At 65.8% G+C, this 7,686-nt stretch carries 4 protein-coding genes; 3 read left to right on the plus strand and 1 reads right to left on the minus strand.

The window, feature by feature from the left end; translation table 11 throughout:
• Positions 1-1,692: hypothetical protein (locus AC36XV_RS05845; RefSeq protein ID WP_492202745.1), on the plus strand; the 1,692-nt coding region annotated here is incomplete at its 5' end.
• 21 nt (positions 1,693-1,713) lie between these two features.
• Here AC36XV_RS05845 and AC36XV_RS05850 read toward each other — a convergent pair.
• Positions 1,714-4,407 (minus strand): TonB-dependent receptor, encoded by a 2,694-nt coding sequence (locus AC36XV_RS05850; RefSeq protein ID WP_492202746.1) that lies wholly within the window; start codon positions 4,405-4,407, stop codon positions 1,714-1,716.
• A gap of 244 nt (positions 4,408-4,651) precedes the next feature.
• Here AC36XV_RS05850 and radC point away from each other — a divergent pair, with 244 nt between their 5' ends.
• Positions 4,652-5,392: a RadC family protein gene (radC, locus tag AC36XV_RS05855; RefSeq protein WP_492202747.1), complete on the plus strand. Its 741-nt coding sequence runs from the start codon at positions 4,652-4,654 to the stop codon at positions 5,390-5,392.
• Between the two features lie 152 nt (positions 5,393-5,544).
• The coding region (locus AC36XV_RS05860; protein ID WP_492202748.1) for a RelA/SpoT family protein at positions 5,545-7,686 on the plus strand (2,142 nt) is incomplete at its 3' end.

Genomic DNA, 7,686 nt, shown 5'->3' on the forward strand with positions numbered 1-7,686 from the left:
ACGCCGACACGCCTGCAACACTCGGTGGTCGTGCTCCCCTTCGACAATTTCTCGGGGGACCCCGAGCTGCGGGGACTCGCCGCCTTCGCGGCGGACCGCGTGTCGGCAGAGCTCCACGGCCTCGGCTTCAGCGTGTTCGATGCCGAGGACGCCGGTCCTATCCGGAAGCAGTTGAGGGAAGGGGACGCCCTGGACGCGCCTGTGGCACTGACGCGCCTGCTCGAGGCGACCGGGGCGGATCACCTGGTCGAGGGCTCGATCTTCGCCCATTCCGATTCGGTGATCATCGAGTGCAAGCTGCTCAGCTATCCGGAGCGACAGCTGGTGGTCGCCCGAAGTTCGACGGCTCCCCGCGAACGATCGGCGGCGGCCATCGTCTCTCTGGCGGACAGCCTTCAAGTGGCTACCGCTACCTGGTTCGGGCTCGCGCCGGAGTACCTCGAGTCGTACGGTCGTGGCCGGTCTTACGAGGCATGGGAGGAAGTCGACATCGCCAGACGCCTGTACCGCGAGCTCGGACGGCGCGAAGAGGCCTTCGCACATCTGCAGCGGGCTCTGGAAATCGATTCGACCTACGACGCCGCGGTCGGTCTGGCGATGATCTGGAACCTCAACCTCGGCCGGTTTTCGCTGGCAGATTCCCTCTATCATCAACTAAGCGGACGGGCGGAACTGACCTCGGACCGTCAGAAGTGGCAGCTCGCGGTCGCCGAGGCCGTTCTACGTCGGGACCGCGAAGCGCTGGTCCGAGCGTTCAGGGATTGGCGGAAGCGCCTTCCGGTGCGCAGCAGCTACATTCACGAGGCAGGTGGGGCGGCGATCGCCGGTCGGTGGCAAGACTGCATCCGTGCCCTCGATGGGGCTTCGACGACCACCGACGATTACGAGGGATTGTGGGCACGTTATGCACGTTGCCAGCACATGCTCGGCGAATACGATGCCGCGGTGTCACACGCACGTCAGGGCTTGAGCGAGAATCCCGACGACGAGTTGCAGCGGTACGAGCTGGCCCGGTCGGAGGCAGCGGCCGGCTCGCCGGCGGAGGCGCTGCATCTGGCCGCTTCGATCGGCGCCGATTCCGAGGCCTCCTGGAGCGGGGACCACGAGACGGAGCTGATCCGTTTCGCCGCGCTGGTCGATCTCGGTCTGGAGCTGCGAGCGCACGGACACCCCGATGCCGGGGATCAGGTGCTGGAACAGGCCGTGGTGTGGTACCAGAAGCGGGTGAACCGGTCGCCAACTGCCGTCGATCGCTGGCACCTGGCCCGGGCGCTGTACGCGGCCGGGCGCTGGGAGGAGGCCGGGGCCCGCTTCGCCGAGCTCTCAGCCGATGCGTTGCGGAACGATCCGCTCCTTCCGGGTCACAACATCGACGTCAGCCTGCTCGGCTACGAGGGGACGCTCGCGGTGCGTCTGGGGGATGAGCCCACCGCCCGGCGGATCGAGCGCGAGCTCGCGGCGCTGGAGCGTCCGTTGCTGTGGGGGGACGCCGAATACTGGCTGGCGACCATCGCGGCGGTACGCGGCGACCGAACCGCCGCCGTGCGCCATCTGACGAGAGCTCTGCAGCTGGGCCTGTTCGCCGAGCCGTGGGGGTCGGAGTACCCGAAGTGGGACTATCACATCGATCCGGATTTCGTCGGTCTACGGGACGATGGCTCGTTTCAGGCTCTCGTCGCTCCAAAGGACTGATGGAACGCTACCGCGCCAGCTTCACTGGAACCCTACCTCCACACCAAGTCGCATCATCATCGGAGCCTGGTACCGATCGGGCTGCATGTAGTGCGGGTTCAGCGATTCCTGTTCCCCATTGCTGTTCCTACGGAACGCATACAGATCATCGTAATCGACGGGGGTCCTCTGACTGGCCACGTTGAAGATGTCCAGGACGATTCTCGTCGGCGCACCACGATGCAGGGCCCGCCGCATGTCGTAGACGAAACGGAGGTCGAGGTCCCAGATGGACGGAGTGCGTCCGTTCGATCCGCGGTCCTCCAGGTAAGCGAACATGGGTCGGTAGTCGCTGCCGCCGCGCACGCTGATCGGCGTGCCGGAATACCACGAGAATCTGACTCCTGCCGCAACGCCGATCGGCGTCATGTACGATGCCGCCATCTTCAGCTTGTGCGTCCGGTCCTGTGGCAGTGGACCCTCGGTGTTCTCCAGGAGAGCGGGGTGGTACCATTGCGGGCTGGCATTTGGATTCGGAGACCAATAGTCGGTGTCCCACAGTCCCTGGTAATTGCCATAGGTTCTTGAGAGGACGTACGACCCCACCAGCATCAGGCCGGTTCCAATGGTCTGTTCCGCCGTGAGCTGCAGGGCCGCGTAGTCCCGCTCGGCCTTTGGATATTGACTGAGGATTCCGAAACCCGGATTCCCGATGTACTCCGGTCCGTACTCCCACGTGTACTCGCCCGTGTCGTGGTCCTTCTGCGCCACGATGTAGGTGCCGCCGTTCACCGCCTTGCGAAGCGTACGATACACGCCGCTGACGCCCAGCTTGAGCCTTCCTCCGAACTGCCGCTCGTACCCCAGGGTAAGCTCGTCGTAGTGCTGCCCGTACAGTCGCCCGGGGTTGCCCGGCGATATCGTGGACTTCGTTACTTCACCGGTAGCCCCCGAAGGGTCTACACGGGGATCGTGATCCCACCACCTCCAGCCGTACTCTTCGCCGGCATCGAAGTGATACGCGCCGTTCAGCAGGAGATCCTGATAGTAGCGTCCAACGGAAGCGAAGATGCGCTGAGTGCCGACTCGTCCCGGCTGGAAGATCACACCGAAGCGGGGCTGCCATTGGTCCGGAATCGTCTGAGCCACGTTACCGTCGGAGTCGATCAAAGACTGGATCTCCCAGCGAAGGCCGATGTTCAACCTCCACCGGTCACCGACCTGCCATGAGTCCTGAAGAAAGAGCCCTCCTATTCGGTTTCCGAGCGAACCGTACCTCGTGATGTCGGTCTCGGCGAAATCGTCTTCATCGTACCTGCGAAGGACGAAATGGCGATACGACTCCACGTCGTAGTTGGACCAGCCCAGCTCACCGCCTCCCTTGAGCAGGTGGGCACCCAGATCCCAGGTCGTCCTGACTCGAATTCCCGATCGTCCGAGGCTGGTGCTTCCGTACTTCGTGGTTCCGCCCGATACCTCCTCGTTCGGGTGATCATGGAACTGCTGCTCGTACCCTGCCGCGCTCGTGGGCCAGTACTCCTCATTACGGTTCGCGAGGTTCACCGAGGCTTCAAGGATTCCACGCTCGCCCAGCAATTGGGAGGCGCCCACGACGAAGTTGAGGCTCCCGTTCTTCTCCTCTCCGAGCCATACCTCGGGGTTCAGCGGCGTATAGGACGCTACAGAGCGTGCCATCGGCTGGACCACGTCCCGGGTGCCCGGGTCGCCGAAGGCCGTCAGGAAGACGTTGGTTCCGGAGCTGGCCTGCCAGGTTAGCTTACCGGCGAAGATGTGCTGCTCGGTCCGATCCTCGTACTCGCGGTGACCCGGTATTCCGATTCCTTCCTCGACGACGAGCGGGTTGTAGGCCGCAAAATACCAGAGCCGGTCGCGCAGAATCGGGCCTCCGAGCGTGATTCCCAGATCGTACTGAGCGGACCTGGTCTTTGCGGTCTCCGAAGCTCCGTATCGCGGGGTGCCCTCGAGGCGATTGCTCGTGAAGAAGCCGAACACCTGCGACTCGAAGTCGTTACCTCCCGAGTAGGTGACGACGTTTACGATGCCGCCCAGCGTGCCTCTGTATTCAGCCTGATACCCTCCGGTGGTGACTTCCACTTCGCGCACGAAGTTATAGGGCATACGGGTCGGCTCGAGCCCGTTGATGGGATCGGTGACCTCTGCCCCCTCGATGTAGAACTTCGTCTCCGGGCCGGTTCCACCACTGATGCTCAGGTCCGTTCCCTGGTACTCGACGGCCTGAGGCGTGAGCAGTGTCAGCGCCGTGTACTCCCTCGCGATCGGCAAGTTCTCATAAAGCTGGGGCGTAAGGTTGAGGCCGGTGCTCGTCGACTCGGGATCGATCAGCAAACGGTCCGCCTTCGCGACCAGCGGTTCGACCTCGATCGGCGCTTCGACCATATGCAGCTCGCCCACGGTCGCTGTCCGACCCAGGCGAATGATGACTCCCTGCAGAAGGCGTGGCTCGTATCCGAGACGCTGCAACTCGATACTGTAGGTCCCCACTGGCAGCCAGCGCAGCGTGAAGTATCCCTGCTCGTTGGAGGTCGTTTGACGCTCGCCCTGCATGTTCGGACTGCGAACGGTCACCCCTACCGAGACCACCGGGCTTCCGTCCGACCCCACGACTCGCCCTTCCAGACGGCCGTGAACATCCTGTGCGAGGGTAATTCCGGGCAGCAAGGACAGAAGGAGAGAGAGCAGGAGCAGGACTCGCATGCGACCTCCCAACGCTGGCCGGCAGCGACCACTGACCGGGGGTCGCGCACAGAGCAGCATAGCCTTGAGCTGAGTCGGCAGAGGCGAAGGGGCGCAGATCGGCGTCTGCCGAGCGGCGCGAGGGGGAAGCGCACCGTTCCAATATATGGATGTCGAGGCCAGTCGCCAAGTTAGGGCGAAGAGCATCGCGATCCCGACCCGCCCTCGTTGATTCCCCGGTGAGCCCTGGCGCTACCCTCCAGCCATGCCACCCACCATCCGCGAGATCCCGTCCCACGATCGGCCCCGCGAGCGCCTCGCCGCCGGGCCCGCCAGCGCCCTGTCGTCCCGGGAGCTGCTCGCCGTCCTGCTCGGCTCCGGGGGCGCCGGTCGCACGGCGCTCGACCTCGCGTCGGAGGTGCTGGTGCGCTTCGGGGGTTCGCTACGGCGGCTCGGGGCCGCCGAGCCGGGCGAGCTGTCCACCGCCCCCGGCATCGGGCCGGCCCGGGCCTGCACGCTCGTCGCCGCCTTCGAGCTCGGCCGTCGAGCAGCCGCTGAACCGGCTCGCCGTGACGGAAGGATCCAGGGCCCGGCGGATGTCTTCCGGCGCCTCGGTCCGGCGCTGCGCGACCGCAAGCAGGAGGAGTTCTGGGCCCTCTATCTCGACACCCAGAACCGGGTGGTGTGCGAGCGCTGCGTCACGGTGGGTCTTCTCAACTCCTCCCTCGTCCACCCGCGCGAGGTGTTCGCTCCGGCGATTGCCCGGGCAGCGGCGAGCGTGGTGCTGGCTCACAACCATCCGAGCGGCGATCCCGATCCCTCGCCGGAAGACCTCGAGGTGACGTGGCAGCTGGTGGAAAGCGGCCGCCTGCTGGGGATCCCGGTTCGGGACCACATCATCCTCGGCGACGGCCGGTTCGTGAGCCTGCTGGAGCGGGGCCTCGTCCCCGGGGCCGGATCGGAGACCCGCGTTCGCTCCGGCCGGACCGCGATCCGGCGGCGTTGACCGGATCCGGGCCACGGCACGGGTCATTCTTTGCCTGGCACGTGAGTTGCTCTCTATGTTTGGATTCTCCGCGCCCCCGCCGTAACGGCAGGCAGGGCAACCCCCGGTCGGTTCCGGGTATGCGGGGTGGGCACTCGCTCAGAAGGGATGTCGTGGCGACCCGATCGACCGAAGTCCAGCGAGACGACGGATCCGTCCCTGCCGGGGGCTCGGCCCGGTCCATCCTACCGCCGGAGTTCATGGAGGCGATCGCCGGTTCCGAGGACCGTCTCGACCTGGAGCTCCTCGCGCTGGCCTTCCAGTACGCGCGCGAGAAGCACGCCGGCCAGAAGCGGAGCTCGGGTGAGGACTACATCACGCACTGCGTGCAGGTTGCCACCATCCTCGGTGAGATCCATCGCGACACGGTGAGCATCGCGGCCTCGCTGCTGCACGACGTGGTGGAGGACAGCCGCACGACGGTGGAGGAGATCGAGCGGGAGTTCGGCGGCGAAATCGCCACGATCGTGGACGGCCTCACCAAGATCTCGCGGGTGGAGATCCGGTCGCTGGCCGAGCGGCAGGTCGAGACCTACCGGAAGCTGCTCCTGTCCATGGCCCGGGACGCCCGGGTGATCATCGTGAAGCTGGCCGACCGGCTGCACAACATGCGCACCCTCGAGCACCTCGATCCGGAGAGCCAGCGCCGCATCGCGATGGAAACGAGGGACATCTACGCCCCGCTCGCCCACCGGCTCGGGATGGCCCGGGTGCGGTGGGAGCTGGAAGACCTGGCGTTCAAGTTCCTAGAGCCGGAGGAGTACCGGGCCGTCGCGACGACCGTGTCGGACAAGCGCAGCGAGCGGGAGGACCTCATCTCGCGCATGGTGGCGCCGCTCCAGGAGGAGCTGCGGGTCGCCGGCCTCGAATGTGAGGTGGAGGGGCGGGCCAAGCACCTGTGGTCGATCCATCGCAAGATGCTCAAGCGGAGCAGCCCGTACGAGGAGATCTACGACGTGCTGGCGGTCCGGGTCATCCTGCCCAGCGTGCGGGACTGCTACCACGCCCTGGGGGTGATCCACAACAAGTGGACGCCCCTCACGGAGCGCTTCCACGACTACATCGCGACGCCGAAGTCGAACCTGTACCAGAGCCTGCACACGACGATCTTCGGTCCGGGCGGGCGCCTGTACGAGATCCAGCTGCGGACCGAGGAGATGCACCGGACCGCCGAGCTCGGGATCGCCGCTCACTGGAGGTACAAGGAGAACCGGGAGGGCGACGAGGTCGACGAGAAGCTGACCTGGTTCCGCCAGGTGCTGGAGTGGCAGCAGGAGACGCGGGAGCCCGAGGAGTTCCTCGAGTTCCTGAAGATCGACCTGTTCCAGGACGAGATCTTCGTCTTCACGCCGGCCGGTGACGTGAAGCAGCTTCCGAAGGGCGCCACGCCGATCGACTTCGCCTATGCGGTGCACACGGAAGTGGGGCAGCGCTGTTCGGGGGCGAAGGTGAACGGCCGGATCGCTCCCCTCTCGAGGGCCCTCCGCAACGGCGACACGGTGGAGATCCTCACCTCGGAGTCGCAGAGCCCGTCCCGCGACTGGCTGGGCTTCGTGCAGACGAGCCGCGCGCGTCACCGAATCCGGCAGTGGATCCGCCGGGAGGAGTTCGACTCGTCGGTTCGCCTCGGCCGGGAGATCCTCGCGCGCGAGTGGCGCCGCAGGCGCGTGAAGCCGACGGACGAGGAGATCGAGTCGGCGGCGGGTGTGCTGGGGCTTTCGGACGGCGCGGACGGCCTGTACGCGGCCGTCGGCCGCGGGGACCTCGGTCTCACGAAGGTCGTCCGGGCGGTGATGCCGGAGGACGAGCCGGAGCGCGAGAAGATCGATCATCCGCTCTCCAAGTTCGTGAAGAAGGTGTGGAGCGGGTCCAAGGGCGTGCGGATCCAGGGGATGGACAACCTGATGATCCGATACTCGCAGTGCTGTCAGCCGGTCCCGGGCGACGAGGTGATCGGTTACATCACCGTGGGCCGCGGCATATCGATCCACCGCCGCGACTGCCCCAACGTGCTCAATCTGCCGGACCTGCCCGAGAGACGGATCATGATCGATTGGGACGACGACGGGTCCCAGCGCTTCCTGGTCCGCATCGTCATGGAGGGCACCGACCGGCACGGGCTGTTCGCCGACATCGCGCGGTCGATCAGCGACACGGGCACCAACATCCAGTCGGCGGACATCCATTCCACCGAGGGCGGGATGACCGGCCAGTTCGTGGTCGAGGTCGAGAACCTCGCGCACCTGAAGAAGGTG

It is taken from the genome of Candidatus Benthicola sp. (assembly GCF_058719085.1).

Bases quoted from the DNA above. Each gene is read 5' to 3' on its own strand.
- AC36XV_RS05850 (WP_492202746.1), bottom strand. From the start codon at position 4,407: ATGCGAGTCCTGCTCCTGCTCTCTCTCCTTCTGTCCTTGCTGCCCGGA.
- radC (WP_492202747.1), top strand. From the start codon at position 4,652: ATGCCACCCACCATCCGCGAGATCCCGTCCCACGATCGGCCCCGCGAG.